This is a genomic window from Streptomyces sp. NPDC104367 (assembly GCF_055583825.1).
Genome location: NZ_JBVJND010000006.1, coordinates 90,206 through 105,113 on the forward strand (window position 1 = coordinate 90,206; position 14,908 = coordinate 105,113).

Genomic DNA, 14,908 nt, shown 5'->3' on the forward strand with positions numbered 1-14,908 from the left:
TTCTGCCGGAGGTGCGTCCAGTTGCGAATGCCTGGTGTGGGAGGACGGGCCGGGTGCGGCCGGATAGGGAGGGACGGAGTGGAGGCGGACGAACTGCTGGTGCTCGTCGCGGGTGGCGACCAGAGGGCGTTCGAGGACCTCTACGGACTGGTGTCCGGTCCGGTGTTCGGACTCGTGCGGCGCGTGGTCCGCGACCCCGCCCAGTCCGAGGAGGTCTCCCAGGAGGTGCTCCTCGAACTCTGGCGCTCCGCACCCAAGTTCGACCCCGGCCGGGGCAGTGCCCTCTCCTGGATCCTGACCCTCGCCCACCGCCGCGCCGTCGACCGCGTGCGCAGCGCCCGTGCGGCCGTCGACCGTGAGCAGCGCGAGGCGCTGCGCGCGAACGAACCCGCTTTCGACCAGGTCGCCGAGACGGTGGAGGCGGGCCTGGAGCGCGAATGGGTCCGCCGCTGCCTGGACCGGCTCACCGCCCTCCAGCGCCAGTCCGTCACCCTCGCCTACTACGACGGCTACACGTACCGTGAGGTGGCCGAGCGGCTCAAACTGCCGCTGGGCACGGTCAAGACGCGGATGCGCGACGGACTCACCCGGCTGCGTGACTGCCTGGGGGGTGTCGCATGAGCCTGGCCGGCCGGCTGCTGCGCCGCGAGGACCTGCACTCCCTGGCCGCGCCCTATGCCCTGGACGCCCTGGAGCCCGGTGAGCGGCGCCGCTTCGAGAAGCACCTCGGCGGCTGCGACCGGTGCGCCGCCGAGGTCCGGGCGCTGTCCGAGGACGCGGTGCGGCTCGCCTGGTCCACCGCCGCCCCGCCGCCCCTCGCCATGCGCGACCGGGTGCTGGCCGCGGTGCGGGCCACCCCGCAGGAACCGGCCCCCATCCCGGAGCACACGCCCCAGCTGCCGCCGCACGTCTGGGGCGGCCAGCCCCCGCCGGGCCGCGCCCGTGAGCGGGTGCGGATACGGCGTCCGCTGTTCGTGCCGTTCGCCACCGCCACCGCGGCCGCCGCGCTCGTCGTCGCCTCGCTCTTCGGGGTCCAGGCCGGCCGCACCCAGGACCAGCTCGACGCCGAGCGGGCGCAGTCGCGTGAGATCGCCCACGTTCTCGCCGCCCCCGACGCCCGCGCCACCAGTGCCGAGGACGCCCAGGGCCGAATTATCGGAGCAATTGCTTCCGTATCGGAGGGGCAGGCCGTCGTCACGCTCAGCGGATACGGCTCCCCGTCCCACGGACGGGTGCATCAGCTCTGGCTCATGCGCCCCCGTGTGCAACCGCGCTCCCTCGGGCTTTTCGAGGCCGACACGCCCCTGGTCGCGACCGGCCTGGGCAAGTCGGCGACGTCACTCGCTGTGACCGTCGAGCCCGAAGGCGGGTCAGAGCAGCCCACCAGCCAGCCAGTTGTCCAACTCGCCCTGAAATCGGTTGGATTCGGAGAGTAATCGAAGGAGGGTTGTCAACACCCTTGCGGGGAAGGTGAATCCTGTGACCTCGATACACGAGTGCCCCATCGGGGCGATAGGGTTACCCTGCCCGGGCCGGGTGGACTCGTACGGGTGGGGAGTGACATGGAGCAGATAACACGCAGCAGGGCGAGGGTCCCTGCGATCACCTGCGGGAGCAGCGCGACCAGTTCGCGCCTCGACCGCCATCTGTCGGTGCTGGCGGGCCCCGCCATACCGCAGCAGCAGGCGATCGAGGCGACGTCTCTGATGCGTGAACTGACCGCGCGTGAGCCGGCGCAGCGCAGCGACCGGGTCGCCCGGGTGGGCCGCGTCTCCCTCTTCGCGCCACTGCGCCGACTGCGTCGTTCGCTGTTCGGCGCCAACAAGCACTGACCGTCTGACCGTCAGGCTCGCGCTCAGGCGACCACACCGTCCCGGCGCAGCGCTGCTGCATCCGCGTCCGTCATCCCCACGGCACGCAGCAGCGCCTCGGTGTGCTGTCCGAGCGCGGGCACGTCCCCCATCCGTGCCTCGTCCCCGCCCGGCAACGTGATGGGCGGCAGCAACGCGCGCAGCGGCCCGACCGGCGACCCCACCTGACGCCACCGCTCCCGGGCCGCCAGCTGCGGATGCCCCGCCAGTTCGTGCAGATCCCGCAGCCGCGCGCAGGCGATGCCCGCGGCCTCCAGGCGCGCCACCGCCTCGTCGGCGCCGAGCGCCCCGAGGGCCGCTCCGACCAGGCCGTCGGTCCGCTCCCGGTTCGCCACCCGCGCCGGGTTCGTCGCGAACGCCGGGTCCGATCCCAACTCCGGGCGGCCGAGCACCTGTTCGGCCAGCCGTCGCCACTCCCGGTCGTTCTGCACCGACAGCAGCACCCGCCCGCCGTCCGCGGTCGGATAGGCGTCGTACGGCGCGATCACCGCGTGCCCCAGTCCGGTGCGCTCCGGAGGTTTACCGCCGTGCATGGTGTGGTGCAGGGGATGCCCCAGCCACTCGGCGAGCGCGTCCAGCATCGACACCTCCACCGGCCCGCCCCGCCCGGTCGTGCCGCGCCGCACCAGCGCCGCGAGGACGCCCGAGAAGGCGTACATGGCCGCCGCGATGTCCGCCGCCGGGACACCGGCCTTCACCGGCCGCTCCGGCGTCCCGGTCACCGACACCAGCCCCGCCTCGCACTGCACGAGCATGTCGTACGCGCGTCTGCCGGCGTACGGGCCCGACGCCCCGTAACCGGAGATGTCCACGGCGACCAGCCGGGGATGCGCGGCGCACAGCGTCGCCGCGTCCAGGCCCAGCCGGGCGGCGGCGCCGTGGGCGAGGTTCTGCACGAACACGTCCGCGTCCGCGACGAGCCGCCGCACGATCTCCAGGCCGCGCGGGTCCTTCAGGTCCAGGGCGATGGACTCCTTGCCCCGGTTGCACCACACGAAGTGGGAGGCGAGACCGCCGGCCGCGGTGTCGTAGCCGCGCGCGAAGTCGCCGCCGTCGATCCGCTCGACCTTCACGACCCGGGCGCCGAGATCGGCCAGCTGCCGGGTGGCGAAGGGCGCGGCCACGGCCTGTTCGACGGCGACGACGGTGATGCCCTCCAGGGGCAGCGGGAGACGGTCCATGAGCGGGATCATGTCCCGCGGCCGGCGGGTTTGTCAGTACCACCGGTGGCACCGCGGCGGGCGCCGTGGCAGCGGGTTCGCGCCGCGTCAGAGCAGTGTCAGCTGACCCGCCGGGCCCTCCTCGGTGTGCTCCAGGATCGACGCCGGCCTGCGGGCCGCCGCCGGGGGCGGGAGCACGCCCGCCGCCGTCAGGTCCGCCGCGGTGATCCGGGACGTGACGTCGAGGCCGGCCCACCGGGAGCGCACGTCCGCCAGCAGGGTCAGGACCGTGATCAGTTCCAGCAGTTCCGAGGTCCACTGCTGCGGCCATACCGCGGGGGCGAGGGCCGCCAGGGTTCCCGGTTCCGCCGGGCTCGTCCGGGCCGCGAACCACGCCTGGAGAATCCGCACGTCGCCCAGCGCGAACTCCCACGCCTGCGGCGGTACCGGTGAGACGCGGCCCTCGTCGAGGTGGAGGGCCTCCTCCCCGGGGTCGTAGAGGATCGTGCGGGGCCGGGCCGGGAGCGGCGCCCGGACGTAGGGGCGGCGGCCGCCCGGGAGCCTCGGCCGTTCGCCGTCCCGGCGCAGCAGCCACAGGGCCCGGTGGCCCAGTTCCACGCCCCGGGCCCAGAGTTCGGGGTCCGCGGTGAGCGGGACGGTGCGGTCGGCGCGGATCGTCGCCAGGGTCCAGGCCAGCAGGTCCGGGGGAGTGGCGGTGCGGCCCAGCCGCCCGGTCAGGTGCTCCAGCAGGCCCGGGGCCACGTTCGGTTCCGCGCCCCCCGGCCTGCGGTACAGCGGGCGGACGCGGCCCGTGCGCAGGGTGGGCAGGAGGGAGGTGGCCAGCAGGGGCATGCCCTCCGCCGACTCCACCGCGAAGACCTGCCGTTCGTCCGCCACCCGCCACAGCTCCGGACGGGCCGTGTCGATCAGACGGTGGTCCGGGATGAGCCACCGTTCGTCGAACGGGGCGGCGAGGACGCGGACCGGTTCCGCGTGCGGGCCCGAGGCCTCTGCCAGCCGCTCGGTGCCGGTCGGCCGGCCCGGGAGCTGGGGCACCGCCGAGTGGGTCGTGCGGGCGCGGGTGGGCTCGAACAGGGCCTCGCGATCGGGGCCCTCGGCCCTGAGTAGCGCGTTCCAGCGGGATTTGAGGGTCGCCGGGTCGGGGGCCGTCGGCCACTCCCGGCCGAGCCGAAGTGGTGCGACGGACCACGGCATGAGGTCCGCCAGCGGCGGAGCGTCGTCGTGCGTCACGCCCGGCATCGTACGACGAGTTCAGGTGGCGTCGAGGGTGACCGTGAAGGAGAAGCGGTCGCCCCGGTAGTGGATGACCGCCAGGTCCAGCACCCGGCCGGCGGTGTCGTAGGTGACGCCCGTGTAGTGCAGGATCGGGCTGAGCAGCGGGACCCGGAGCAGCCGGGCCGTCTCCGGGTCGGCCAGCCGGGCCTCGACCGTGTCCGTGATCCGGCTGATGTCCGCCCCGACGATGTCCCGCAGCACCTTGGTCATAGGCCGCCGGACCAGGTCCTCCGGGTCGATGCGCTCGGCCAGTTCGGGGCGCACGTGGTTGCGGGCGTGGTTGGTGGGCTCGCCCGTCTGCTCGTCGCTGCGCAGGCGGTGGTACGTCGCCACCTCGGCCAGGTCCGGGAAGAACTCGGTGAGTTCACCGGCCACGGGGGCCGTGCCGTGGTCCAGCAGCCGTGCCGTCATCCCCGACTGCTGGGCGACGATCGCGTCCACCGAGCCGAGCAGCCGCACCGGGGTGCCCCGGCGGACGTCCGGCTCGATGAAGGTGCCCCGGCGGCGGTGCCGGCTGATCAGCCCCTCGTCCTCCAGCTCCTTGAGCGCCTGCCGCATGGTCAGCACGCTCACGCCGTAGTGCTCGGCGAGCTGTTCCTCGGTGGGCAGCCGGAGCGGGTCCCGGGGGGAGCGGCCGAGTATGGAGGCGCGCAGCGACTGCGAGACCTGGTACCAGAGCGGCAGCTTGCGGTTCAGGACGATCGAGTCGGGGGCGAAGGAGGTCACGGGCCATCCGTACCGTCGGGGGATCTTCAGTGCAAGGGGCGGAAGTGGCGTTCCAGGCCCCGCCACACGTCGTCGTAGTCCTGCTGGAGGTGTTCGGCGGTGGCCGCCTGCGGGGTGAGCGTCACCGGCCAGCGGGTCTCGAACATGAACGCCAGGCCGTCGTCCACCTTCTGGGGCTTCAGCTCGGCCGCGCTCGCCCGGTCGAAGGTCTCCCGGTCCGGGCCGTGCGCCGACATCATGTTGTGCAGCGAGCCGCCGCCCGGCACGAAGCCCCCTTCCCCGGCGGCCTTGGCGTCGTAGGCCCCCTCGATCAGGCCCATGTACTCGCTCATCACGTTCCGGTGGAAGTACGGCGGCCGGAAGGTGTCCTCGCCGACCAGCCAGCGCGGTGCGAAGACCACGAAGTCGACGCCGGCCAGGCCCGGGGTGTCCGACGGGGACGTCAGCACCGTGAAGATCGACGGGTCGGGGTGGTCGTAGGAGAGGCTGCCGATCACGTTGAAACGGCGGAGGTCGTAGACGTAGGGCACATGGGTGCCGTGCCAGGCGACCACGTCCAGCGGGGAGTGGTCGTACGTCGCGGTCCACAGGTTGCCGCAGAACTTGACGACCACCTCGACCGGAGCCTCGACGTCCTCGTAGGCGGCGACAGGGGCCCGGAAGTCCCGGGCGTTGGCGAGGCCGTTGGCGCCGATCGGGCCGAGGTCGGGGAGGCGGAAGGGCGCGCCGTAGTTCTCGCACACATAGCCCCGTACCGAGGCGTCCAGCAGCTCCACCCGGAAGCGGACACCGCGGGGGACCAGCGCCACATGGCCCGGTTCCACGCGCAGGAGGCCGAACTCGGTGCGCAGCAGCAGACCGCCGCGCTCCGGGACGATCAGCAGCTCGCCGTCCGCGTCGGAGAAGACCCGCTCCATCGAGGAGTCGGCGTGGTAGAGGTGCACGGCCATGCCGGTGCGCCGCGTCGCGTCGCCGTTGCCGCCGAGGGTCCACAGGCCGGCGAGGAAGTCCGTGCCCGGCGGCGGCTCCGGGAGCGGGTTCCAGCGCAGCCGGTTCGGGTCCGGGGCGATGTCGGTGAAGGGCGCGGTGCGCAGCCCCCCGTTGTCGGGGGCGCGCAGGAACGCCGGGTGGGCGGCGGAGGGACGGACGCGGTAGAGCCAGGAGCGGCGGTTGTGGGACCGGGGCTCGGTGAAGGCCGAACCGCTGAGCTGCTCCGCGTACAGCCCGAGGGGGGCGCGCTGCGGGGAGTTGCGGCCCTCGGGCAGCGCCCCGGGCACCGCCTCGGAGGCGTGCTCGTTGCCGAACCCCGAGAGGTACGCCGGCCCCTCGGTGGTCTTGCGCGTGTCCCCGTGCATCTTCGCTCCCTGAAACCCGCGGGCCGTCGATTCCTATGCATCACCGTAGGATTGCGCGGGGGCGGGTGCAAGGGGGCCGGGATCATCCCCGCGGGGCAGCGGGAGAACCCGACTCCAGGGGGATCCGGACGGTGCCGCGCTGTTCTACGCTCCCGGGCATGTCGTGGACGCGTGGACTGCCGGGCGCGCTCGGTGCCTGCGCGCTGCTGCTGGTCGCGGCGGCGGGCTGCGGGACGGGGGAGGCGCACGAGCGCAGGGATACGGGGACGCCCGCGCCGGTGGGCAAGATCCTCGACGAGACGGACGAGGACGGGCGCCACTACCGGGAGATCGACAGGAAGCAGGCGCCCGAGGTCGGCACCGAGGTCACCCCCGACGCGGCCGGCGGCTGGGACGTACGGCTCGACCTGCACCGCTTCCGGTTCTCCCCGGCCGGCACCGCGGCGAAGGCGGTCGCCGGGCACGGCACCGCCTGCCTCTACGTGGACGGCGACCTGGTGACCCGGCTGCGCACCCCCGCGTACCACCTCCCGGCCGCGCTCGTCCCGCACGGCACCCACCACATCACCGCCCGGCTGTACGCGGACGACGGCACGGTCTGGGCGGTGCGCGGCGAGCCGGTGGAGAGCACGGCGGACGTCACGGCGTCGGGTGCGGAGACGGGTGCGGAGACGGCGAACCCGTCCGGGTCCGCCGCCGCGGGCGGTGCGGCGGCAGGATGAGTGTAGGGGCCATCCGTCACCGTACCGGGGGGCGAGGTTCACTTGATCCCCGCGGAAAGGCATCATGAAGCCCGTGCCCCAAGCGACCCCGCTCCGCAAAGCGCCCGTACAGCGGCGCAGTGCCGAACGCCTGACCAGGATCCTCGACGCCTGCGCCGCCCTCCTCGACGAGGTGGGCTACGACGAGCTGAGCACCCGGGCGGTCGCCCTGCGGGCCGGGGTGCCCATCGGCTCGGTCTACCGCTTCTTCGGCAACAAACGGCAGATGGCCGACGCCCTCGCCCAGCGCAACCTGGAGCACTACACCGAGCGGGTCACCGAGCGGCTGAAGGACGCGCCGAAGGGCGACTGGCGGGCGGCGATGGACGCGGTGCTGGACGAGTACCTCGCCATGAAGCGCACCGCGCCCGGCTTCTCGCTCGTGGACTTCGGCAACCAGATACCGGTCGGCGCCCGCCACGCCGAACCCAACCGCAGGGTCGCCGACCGCCTGACCGACCTGCTCTCCGACTACATCGGCCGCGCCCCCGACGAGGACCTGCGCCGCACGTTCCTGGTGGCCGTGGAGACCGCCGACACCCTGGTCCACCTCTCCTTCCGGATGGACCCGGAGGGCGACGAGTCGATCATCACCGAGGCCAGGGAACTGCTGCGGGCCTACCTGGCGCGGGTCCTGGACTGACTCGGGCCGACCCGGCCTCATTCGCACCGGCTTGCACCGACTCGCGCCGACCCGGGCGAGGCGCCGGGGAGGGATCGCGGTGGGGCTCCCCCCTCGACATACCGAGCGGTATGCTCACCCGGGTCCGGCCGCACCCGTCGCCGCACCCCGGGAGGCACCCATGCCCCGCACAGCCCTGCGCATCTGCCCGCTCTGCGAGGCCACCTGCGGGTTGACCCTCACCATCGAGGGCACCCGTGTCACCGGCGCCCGCGGTGACCGTGACGACGTCTTCAGCAAGGGGTTCATCTGCCCGAAGGGCGCCTCCTTCGGCGCCGTCGACGGCGACCCCGACCGGCTGCGCACCCCCCTCGTCCGCACGGACGGCGAACTGCGCGAGGCCACCTGGGCCGAGGCCTTCGACGCGGTCGCCGCCGGGATCCGGGGCGTCGTCGAGCGGCACGGCGCCCACTCCGTCGGCGTCGTCCTCGGCAACCCCAACGTCCACACCATGGCCGGTGCCCTCTACCCGCAGGTCCTGCTCGGCGTCCTCGGCACCCGCAGCGTCTTCACCGCGTCCACGGTCGACCAGATGCCCAAGCACGTCTCCAGCGGACTGCTCTTCGGCGACGCCAACGCGATACCCGTGCCCGACCTCGACCGCACCGACCACCTCCTCCTCATCGGCGCCAACCCTCTGGAGTCCAACGGGAGTCTGTGCACCGCCCCCGACTTCCCCGGCAGGCTCAAGGCGCTCAGGGCCCGCGGCGGCACCCTCACCGTCATCGACCCGCGCCGCACCCGCACCGCGAAGCTCGCCGACCGGCACATCGCCATCCGGCCCGGCGCGGACGCCCTGCTGCTCGCCGCGATGGCCCAGGTCCTCTTCGAGGAGGACCTGGTGGACCTCGGACAGCTCGCCCCGCACCTCGAAGGGCTCACCGAACTCCGCGCCGAACTGGGTGACTTCACCCCGGACGCGGTCGCGCACGCCACCGACGTCGACGCCGCCACGATCCGGGTCCTCGCCCGTGAACTCGCCGCCGCGCCGACCGCCGCCGTCTACGGCCGCATCGGCAGCTGCACCGTCCTGCACGGCACCCTCGCCAGCTGGCTGGTCGACGTCCTCAACATCCTCACCGGCAACCTCGACCGGCCCGGCGGCGCGCTCTTCCCGCAGGCCGCCACCGACCGGACCCCGCGACCCGCCGGCCCCGGCCGCGGCTTCGCGCTCGGGCGCTGGCACTCCCGGGTCGGCCGGCATCCCGAGGCCAAGGGCGAACTGCCGCTCTCCGCGCTCGCCGAGGAGATCGACACCGCGACCGCCGAGGGCGAACCGGTCCGCGCCCTGATCGCCGTCGCCACCAACCCCGTGCTCTCCGCTCCCGACGGCGCCCGCCTCGACAAGGCCCTGGACTCGCTCGACTTCATGGTCAGCGTCGACCCCTACCTCAACGAGACCGCGCGCCACGCCGACGTCGTACTGCCCCCGCCGCCGCCCTCCCAGAGCCCGCACCACGACTTCGCCTTCAACACCCTCGCCGTACGCAACCAGGTCCGCTACACCCGTCCCGCCGTCCCGCTGGAGCCCGGCAGGATGGCGGAGACCGAGATCCTGTCCCGGCTGGTCCTGGCGGCCGGCGGCATGCACGGCGCCGAACCGTCCGCCGTCGACGACATGGTCGTCGGGCAGACCCTCGGCAAGGCCGTCACCGAGTCCCACTCGCCCGTGCGCGGCCGCGACCCGGAGGAACTCGCCGGCCTGCTCACCGGCGACACCGGCCCCGAGCGCCGGCTCGACCTGATGCTGCGCCTCGGCCCCTACGGCGACGGCTTCGGCGCCCGCCCCGACGGGCTCACCCTGGAGCGGCTGCTCGCCCACCCGCACGGCATCGACCTCGGCCCCCTCACCTCCCGTCTCCCGCAGCCGCTGAGGACCAGGAGCGGCAAGGTCGAGCTGCTTCCCCGGCCGATCGCCGACGACCTGCCCCGGCTGCGCGCGGCCCTCGCCGGCCGGCCGGACGGTCTGGTCCTGGTCGGCCGCCGCCATCTGCGCTCCAACAACAGCTGGATGCACAACGTGCCCGCCCTCACCGGCGGCACCAACCGCTGCACCCTGCACATCCACCCCGAGGACGCCGAACGCCTCGGCGTGCGCGACGGCGCCGACGTCCGTGTCAGGGGCGCCGGGGGAGAGGTGGTCACCCCCGCCGAGGTCACCGACGGCGTCCGGCCCGGAGTCGTCAGCCTCCCGCACGGCTGGGGCCACGACCGCCCGGGCACCCGTCTGAGCCACGCCGCGACCGCGCCCGGCGTCAACGTCAACCAGCTCCTCGACGGCACCCTGCTCGACCCGCTGTCCGGCAACGCCGTCCTCAACGGCATCCCCATCGAAGTGACCGCAACCCCGTGACCCGGAACCGCGCGCACACCGCTCACCCGCCCGCGTCGCCCCGCCCGCGTCGCCCCGCCCGCGTCGCCTCGCCTACGGCGTCCCACGGCGTCCCACGGCGTCCGACGGCGTCCGGCGGTCTCCCGGTCGCGCGTCCGGTGCGCCGGTGCGGGTGAGCGCGGTGCACCGGGCCGCTTCGGGACGCGTCGCCACTTGCTGAGTATTTCGGCACATGTCTTCCCCCTCGCCCGCACATTCCGTTAACTTCCGTGACCCAAAGGCCCGTACCGCCCCCGGGGACGACAGTCATGACACGCGCCATCTCCCTGCACGACGTGAGCAAGGCCTACACGCGAGGTGCCCGCGTGGTCGACCGGCTCTCGCTGGACATCCGCGCCGGCGAGTTCCTCGTGCTGCTCGGGCCCTCGGGCTGCGGCAAGTCGACCGTGCTGCGGATGATCGCCGGGCTGGAGGAGATCGACGAGGGCGAGTTACTCCTCGACGGCGAGTACGCCAACGACCTGATGCCCGCCGCCCGGGACATCGCGATGGTCTTCCAGAACTTCGCCCTCTACCCGAGCATGACCAGCCGCGACAACATCGGCTTCCCGCTCCGGATCGAGGCCCGCGGCGCCGACCCGCGCCCCCGGGTGGACGCCACCGCCCGCATGCTGGGTATCGAGGACCTCCTCGACCGCTTCCCCAGCCAGCTCTCCGGCGGCGAACGCCAGCGGGTGGCGATGGGGCGGGCGATCGCCCGGCACCCCTCGGCCTTCCTGATGGACGAGCCGCTCTCCAACCTCGACGCCAAGCTCCGCAACCACCTGCGGGCCGAGATCGCGCGGCTGACCCGCGAACTGGGCGTCACCACGGTCTACGTCACCCACGACCAGGCCGAGGCGATGTCGCTCGGCGACCGGGTCGCCGTGCTGCGCGGCGGGGTCCTGCAACAGGTCGACAGCCCGCGCGCGGTCTACGCGCTGCCCCGCAACGTCTTCGTCGCCGCCTTCATCGGCACCCCGCGCATCAACCTGCTGCGCGGGGTGGTCCGGGCCCCGCTCGACGGCGCGATGACCGTCGGCCTGGGCAAGCAGGCGCTGCGGCTGCCCGAACCCCTGTCCCCGGACCACAGGTTGCTGCGGGTGCAGCAGGGGCGGGAGGTGATCGTCGGGCTGCGCTCGGAGGCGGTGCGGATCGCCAGGCACTCCACCGCCCGGCCCGGTGAGGTGCCGCTGACCGGTCTGGTCGAGCACGTCGAGTTCCAGGGGCACGAGGTGCTCGTCCACCTCGACACCGGCTCCCGGCCCGCCGTCGTACCGGAGCTGGAGGCCCCGCGCCCGTCCGGCCGGCCGTCCCGGCGGCGCAGGGAGGGGGCGGGGGTGCTGGACCGCTTCCGGGACCGGGCCGTTTCGAGGCGGGCCGGGCCGGTCGTCGTACTGGAGGACCCGCCCGCGGCCGAGCCGGCGCCGCCGGAGGGGCGGCTGCCCGGTGACCTGGTGGTGCGCACCACGCCCGACCTCCAGCTCCGGCACGGCGCGCAGATCCCCCTTCTCGTCGACCTCGCCCACCTGTTCGTCTTCGACCGGAACGGCGAACGGATCTGCCCGTCCCCCGCGCGGCTGCCGGATCTGGACGAGTGAAACACTCCGGGAATCGCGGAACGGAAGGGGGCGATGCCCTAGGAATGGGGCATGCGCACTCAATCCCTCCGTAACCGCTCGGCCCTCGCGGTCGCCGGCATCCTGCTCGCGGGCGCCCCGACCGCGTACACGGCACTGGCCGACGACCGGCCGCCCGCCGCGCCGGCCCGCGGAAAGCCGTACGTCGAGACGCGGCTGTTCTTCGGCACCGCCCGCCCGGACGGCGGACCCGCCGTCACCGACCGGCAGTTCATGGCCTTCGTCGACCGGGAGGTCACCCCGGACTTCCCCGACGGGCTCACCGTGCAGAGCGGGCGCGGGCAGTGGCGGGACGCCCACGGGGCGATCGAGAAGGAGCGGTCGTACGAACTGCTCCTGCTGTACCCGGAATCGGCGGCGAAGGACGCCGACCGGAAGGTGGAGGAGATCCGGCGGGCCTACGAGAAGGCCTTCGCGCAGGAGAGCGTGGGCAGGGTGGACGAGCGGGCCCGGGTGGACTTCTGATCGTGACGGGTCATCTCTGGCGCGCTAAAACTATCGCCGCTAGTTTGTGACTCGGACGACGCAGCCCCGCCGGGAGGAAGCAGCATGAAGGCACATGACGGCCTGTACATCGACGGCGCCTGGCGCGCCGCCGAGAGCCGGGACGTGATCGAGGTCGTGAACCCGGTCGACGAGCAGGTCGTCGGCCGGGTCCCGGCGGGCGGCGCGCTGGACGTCGACACCGCCGTACGCGCCGCCCGTGCCGCCCTCCCGGCCTGGGCCGCCACCCCGCCCGCCGGGCGCGCCGCCCGGCTCGCCGCGCTGCGCGACGTGCTGGTGGCCCGCAAGGACGAGATCGCCGGGACGGTGAGCACCGAACTGGGCGCGCCGCTCGCGTTCTCGCAGGCCGTGCACGCGGGCGTGCCGATCGCGGTCGCGGGCTCGTACGCCGAGCTGGCGGCCGTCCACCCCTTCGAGGAGAAGGTCGGCAACTCGACCGTCTACCAGGAGCCGGTCGGCGTGGTCGGCGCGATCACGCCCTGGAACTATCCGCTGCACCAGATCGTCGCCAAGGCCGCCCCGGCGCTCGCGGCCGGCTGCACCGTGGTGCTCAAGCCCGCCGAGGACACCCCGCTCACCGCCCAGCTGTTCGCCGAGGCGGTGCACGAAGCGGGCCTGCCCGCCGGGGTGTTCAACCTCGTCACCGGCCTCGGACCGATCGCCGGCCAGGCCCTCGCCGAGCACCCGGGGGTCGACCTGGTCTCCTTCACCGGCTCCACGGCGGTCGGCCGACGGATCGGCGCGACGGCCGGCGCGGCCGTGAAGAAGGTGGCGCTGGAACTGGGCGGCAAGTCCGCCAACGTCATCCTGCCGAGCGCCGACCTCGCCAGGGCCGTGAACGTCGGCGTGGCCAACGTGATGTCCAACTCCGGCCAGACGTGCAGCGCCTGGACCCGGATGCTGGTGCACGCCGACCGCTACGAGGAGGCGGTGGAGCTGGCCGCGGCCGCGGCCGCCAGGTACGCGGACCGGATCGGGCCGGTCGTCAGCGCCGGACAGCGCGATCGGGTGCGCGGTTACATCGAGAAGGGCATCGCCGAGGGCGCCCGGCTGGTCGCGGGCGGGCCCGCATCCCCGCACGAGCGCGGCTACTTCGTCAGCCCGACGGTCTTCGCCGACGTCACCCCCGGGATGACGATCGCCCAGGAGGAGATCTTCGGCCCGGTCCTGTCGGTCCTGCGCTACACGGACGAGGAGGACGCCCTGCGCATCGCCAACGGCACGGTCTACGGGCTCGCCGGCGCCGTCTGGGCCGGGGACGAGGAGGAGGCGGTGGCGTTCGCCCGGCGCATGGAGACCGGGCAGGTCGACATCAACGGGGGCCGTTTCAACCCGCTGGCCCCGTTCGGCGGTTACAAGCAGTCGGGGGTCGGGCGGGAGCTCGGCGCGCACGGGCTCGCCGAGTACCTCCAGACCAAGTCCCTGCAGTTCTGAGGAGATCGCCGCGATGACTTTCACGGTCCGAGCCGCCGTACTCCCCGCCGTGGGCGCCCCGCTGGCGGTCACCGACATCGAGCTGCCCGAACCCGGGCCCGGCCGGGTCCGGGTCCGGCTCGCCGCCGCCGGTGTCTGCCACTCCGACCTCTCGCTCTCCGACGGCACCATGCGGGTGCCGGTCCCGGCGGTCCTCGGTCACGAGGGCGCGGGCACCGTGGTGGCCGTGGGGGAGGGCGTCACCCGGGTCGCCCCCGGCTCCCGGGTCGTCCTCAACTGGGCACCCTCCTGCGGCAGCTGCCACGCCTGCGCGCTCGGCGAGGTCTGGCTCTGCGCCGACGCGCTGAGCGGCGCCGGCGCCGTCCACGCCCGTACGGCGGACGGCACCGAACTCCACCCCGGCCTCAACGTGGCGGCGTTCGCCGAGGAGACGGTGGTCGCCGAGTCCTGTCTCCTGCCCCTGCCCGAGGGCATCCCGCTCACCGACGCGGCCCTGCTCGGCTGCGCGGTGCTCACCGGCTACGGCGCCGTCCACAACTCGGCCCGGGTCCGGCCCGGGGAGACGGTGGCGGTGTTCGGCGTCGGCGGGGTCGGGCTGGCCGCGTTGCAGGCGGCGCGGATCGCCGGGGCGGCGAGGATCGTGGCCGTCGACGTCTCCCCGCTGAAGGAGGAGCTGGCACGGGCCGCGGGCGCCACCGACTACGTCGTCGCCTCCGGGACCACCGCCCGCGAGATCCGCGCCCTCACCGGCAGGCAGGGCGTCGACGTGGCCGTGGAGTGCGTGGGCCGCGCGGTCACCATCCGCGCCGCCTGGGAGTCCACCCGCCGGGGCGGCCGTACCACGGTCGTCGGCATCGGCGGCAAGAGCGAACAGGTCACCTTCAACGCCCTGGAGCTCTTCCACTGGGGCCGCACCCTCGCCGGCTGCGTCTACGGCGACTCGGACCCGGCCCGCGACCTGCCGCTGCTCGCCGAGCACGTCCGGGCGGGCCGCCTGGACCTGAGCGCGCTGGTCACGGAACGCATCGCCCTGGACGGCATCCCGGCCGCCTTCGAGAACATGCTCGCGGGCAAGGGCGGCCGGGCGCTGGTGGTGTTCTGACCGGCG

14 protein-coding genes are annotated in these 14,908 nt (G+C 73.8%); 10 read left to right on the forward strand and 4 right to left on the reverse strand.

The window, feature by feature from the left end:
* Window positions 1-78 precede the first annotated feature (78 nt).
* The 3 genes from ACZ619_RS11010 to ACZ619_RS11020 all read left to right on the forward strand — a co-directional run bounded on the left by ACZ619_RS11010 (window position 79) and on the right by ACZ619_RS11020 (window position 1,832).
* Window positions 79-621 carry a sigma-70 family RNA polymerase sigma factor gene (locus tag ACZ619_RS11010; protein ID WP_469596946.1) on the forward strand — a complete coding sequence of 181 codons (543 nt, stop codon included), beginning with the start codon at window positions 79-81 and terminating at the stop codon, window positions 619-621.
* Window positions 618-1,436, forward strand: a complete 819-nt coding sequence (locus ACZ619_RS11015) for an anti-sigma factor (protein ID WP_469596949.1) — start codon at window positions 618-620, stop codon at window positions 1,434-1,436. Before ACZ619_RS11010 ends, ACZ619_RS11015 begins: the two co-directional genes overlap by 4 nt.
* Before the next feature lie 126 nt (window positions 1,437-1,562).
* Complete coding sequence (locus ACZ619_RS11020; RefSeq protein WP_469596952.1) at window positions 1,563-1,832, forward strand: hypothetical protein; 270 nt, start codon at window positions 1,563-1,565, stop codon at window positions 1,830-1,832.
* A 23-nt stretch (window positions 1,833-1,855) separates the two neighbouring features.
* On the opposite strand, the gene ACZ619_RS11025 is transcribed toward ACZ619_RS11020, so the two are convergent.
* From ACZ619_RS11025 to hmgA, 4 genes are all read right to left on the reverse strand, one after another.
* Window positions 1,856-3,052, reverse strand: a complete 1,197-nt coding sequence (locus ACZ619_RS11025) for a CaiB/BaiF CoA transferase family protein (protein WP_469596955.1) — start codon at window positions 3,050-3,052, stop codon at window positions 1,856-1,858.
* Between the two features lie 87 nt (window positions 3,053-3,139).
* Window positions 3,140-4,291, reverse strand: a complete 1,152-nt coding sequence (locus ACZ619_RS11030; protein ID WP_469596958.1) for a type ISP restriction/modification enzyme — start codon at window positions 4,289-4,291, stop codon at window positions 3,140-3,142.
* A 12-nt stretch (window positions 4,292-4,303) separates the two neighbouring features.
* A complete protein-coding gene (locus tag ACZ619_RS11035) occupies window positions 4,304-5,053 on the reverse strand; it encodes a GntR family transcriptional regulator (RefSeq protein ID WP_469596960.1) in 750 nt (249 codons plus the stop codon).
* A gap of 26 nt (window positions 5,054-5,079) precedes the next feature.
* Window positions 5,080-6,408, reverse strand: a complete 1,329-nt coding sequence (hmgA, locus tag ACZ619_RS11040; protein WP_469596962.1) for a homogentisate 1,2-dioxygenase — start codon at window positions 6,406-6,408, stop codon at window positions 5,080-5,082.
* A 158-nt stretch (window positions 6,409-6,566) separates the two neighbouring features.
* Here hmgA and ACZ619_RS11045 point away from each other — a divergent pair, with 158 nt between their 5' ends.
* The 7 genes from ACZ619_RS11045 to ACZ619_RS11075 all read left to right on the forward strand — a co-directional run bounded on the left by ACZ619_RS11045 (window position 6,567) and on the right by ACZ619_RS11075 (window position 14,902).
* Window positions 6,567-7,130 (forward strand): hypothetical protein, encoded by a 564-nt coding sequence (locus ACZ619_RS11045; protein ID WP_469596965.1) that lies wholly within the window; start codon window positions 6,567-6,569, stop codon window positions 7,128-7,130.
* Between the two features lie 64 nt (window positions 7,131-7,194).
* Complete coding sequence (locus tag ACZ619_RS11050) at window positions 7,195-7,812, forward strand: TetR/AcrR family transcriptional regulator (protein ID WP_469596967.1); 618 nt, start codon at window positions 7,195-7,197, stop codon at window positions 7,810-7,812.
* Window positions 7,813-7,972: 160 nt separating this feature from the next.
* The gene (locus ACZ619_RS11055) at window positions 7,973-10,204 is read left to right on the forward strand and encodes a molybdopterin oxidoreductase family protein (RefSeq protein ID WP_469596969.1); all 2,232 of its coding nucleotides are present in this window, start codon (window positions 7,973-7,975) and stop codon (window positions 10,202-10,204) included.
* 287 nt (window positions 10,205-10,491) lie between these two features.
* Window positions 10,492-11,823 carry an ABC transporter ATP-binding protein gene (locus ACZ619_RS11060; protein WP_469596971.1) on the forward strand — a complete coding sequence of 444 codons (1,332 nt, stop codon included), beginning with the start codon at window positions 10,492-10,494 and terminating at the stop codon, window positions 11,821-11,823.
* A 51-nt stretch (window positions 11,824-11,874) separates the two neighbouring features.
* Window positions 11,875-12,327 (forward strand): DUF3574 domain-containing protein, encoded by a 453-nt coding sequence (locus ACZ619_RS11065; protein WP_469596973.1) that lies wholly within the window; start codon window positions 11,875-11,877, stop codon window positions 12,325-12,327.
* Window positions 12,328-12,411: 84 nt separating this feature from the next.
* Window positions 12,412-13,800, forward strand: a complete 1,389-nt coding sequence (locus ACZ619_RS11070) for an aldehyde dehydrogenase family protein (RefSeq protein WP_469596975.1) — start codon at window positions 12,412-12,414, stop codon at window positions 13,798-13,800.
* Between the two features lie 13 nt (window positions 13,801-13,813).
* Window positions 13,814-14,902: a zinc-binding dehydrogenase gene (locus ACZ619_RS11075; protein WP_469596977.1), complete on the forward strand. Its 1,089-nt coding sequence runs from the start codon at window positions 13,814-13,816 to the stop codon at window positions 14,900-14,902.
* Window positions 14,903-14,908: the final 6 nt, after the last annotated feature.

Bases quoted from the DNA above. Each gene is read 5' to 3' on its own strand.
- ACZ619_RS11015 (WP_469596949.1), top strand. From the start codon at position 618: ATGAGCCTGGCCGGCCGGCTGCTGCGCCGCGAGGACCTGCACTCCCTG.
- ACZ619_RS11020 (WP_469596952.1), top strand. From the start codon at position 1,563: ATGGAGCAGATAACACGCAGCAGGGCGAGGGTCCCTGCGATCACCTGC.
- ACZ619_RS11025 (WP_469596955.1), bottom strand. From the start codon at position 3,052: ATGGACCGTCTCCCGCTGCCCCTGGAGGGCATCACCGTCGTCGCCGTC.
- ACZ619_RS11030 (WP_469596958.1), bottom strand. From the start codon at position 4,291: ATGCCGGGCGTGACGCACGACGACGCTCCGCCGCTGGCGGACCTCATG.
- hmgA (WP_469596962.1), bottom strand. From the start codon at position 6,408: ATGCACGGGGACACGCGCAAGACCACCGAGGGGCCGGCGTACCTCTCG.
- ACZ619_RS11045 (WP_469596965.1), top strand. From the start codon at position 6,567: ATGTCGTGGACGCGTGGACTGCCGGGCGCGCTCGGTGCCTGCGCGCTG.
- ACZ619_RS11050 (WP_469596967.1), top strand. From the start codon at position 7,195: ATGAAGCCCGTGCCCCAAGCGACCCCGCTCCGCAAAGCGCCCGTACAG.
- ACZ619_RS11055 (WP_469596969.1), top strand. From the start codon at position 7,973: ATGCCCCGCACAGCCCTGCGCATCTGCCCGCTCTGCGAGGCCACCTGC.
- ACZ619_RS11060 (WP_469596971.1), top strand. From the start codon at position 10,492: ATGACACGCGCCATCTCCCTGCACGACGTGAGCAAGGCCTACACGCGA.
- ACZ619_RS11065 (WP_469596973.1), top strand. From the start codon at position 11,875: ATGCGCACTCAATCCCTCCGTAACCGCTCGGCCCTCGCGGTCGCCGGC.
- ACZ619_RS11070 (WP_469596975.1), top strand. From the start codon at position 12,412: ATGAAGGCACATGACGGCCTGTACATCGACGGCGCCTGGCGCGCCGCC.
- ACZ619_RS11075 (WP_469596977.1), top strand. From the start codon at position 13,814: ATGACTTTCACGGTCCGAGCCGCCGTACTCCCCGCCGTGGGCGCCCCG.